General features: G+C 43.9%; 1 protein-coding gene and 1 pseudogene. Both read right to left on the minus strand.

The window, feature by feature from the left end:
* Positions 1-257: pseudogene (locus R7E78_RS25955) on the minus strand (OmpA family protein); the annotation flags it as partial.
* A gap of 2 nt (positions 258-259) precedes the next feature.
* The coding region (locus R7E78_RS25960) for a TolC family protein (RefSeq protein ID WP_318058585.1) at positions 260-785 on the minus strand (526 nt) is incomplete at its 5' end.

A 785-nucleotide genomic window follows, 5' to 3' on the forward strand; every position in this document is an offset into this window, starting at 1 on the left:
GCAAATAACACTCGAATTTGCATTTGTTGTGATGAGTTTGCGTAAGATCCGCAGCCATCATTATCAATTTCTGCACCTAATGGTGTGCCTGGACATAAATCGCGCTGGTTAATGACACCGTCGCTGTCGTCATCTTGGTGGTCGGCCCATTGATCTGCAATAGGAGTGTCGATGTAATCGTATTCGTCGCCTCGATCACTCGAAGAGCTACATGCAGCAACAACTAATGACAGTGCAATAATAGTTATGTTTTTCATAATTAATCCTCCACTTTTTCTAGCCATTCTTTCGGCATTTCGACTCTTAACGCACTCAACACTTGGCCAGTTGCGTTCATCACACGATATTTGGCATATTGCTCTGCATATTTTGAATCAAGGTAATCTTTACGCGCTTCAAACAACTCGTTTTCAGTGTTTAGAACGTCTAGTAAGGTTCGTTTACCGATTCGATATTGCTTTTCATACGCGATGACCGTCTCAGCTGCCGAATCAACGTGGTCTGCTAAAAATTCTTTTTGTTGCAGCGTTAAGTCCAGAGCACTCCAAGATAAGCGAAGTCCTTCCTCAACATTACGGTACGCGCCTTCACGTAAGTCTTTCGCTTTGTTGAGTTGGTATGCGAAGTTTTCTGAATTTGCCGCATCGCTACCGCCGTTGAACAAGTTATAGCGTAAACGCAACATGGCGAGAGTTTCATCGCTTCGACCTTTTAAGCCATCCGCATCGTCTTTCCAAGTTTGAGAAGCTTCAATCGAGATCGTCGGGTAGTTAACGCCTTTCGAT

The sequence above is a fragment of the Vibrio sp. YT-19(2023) genome (genome assembly GCF_033337395.1).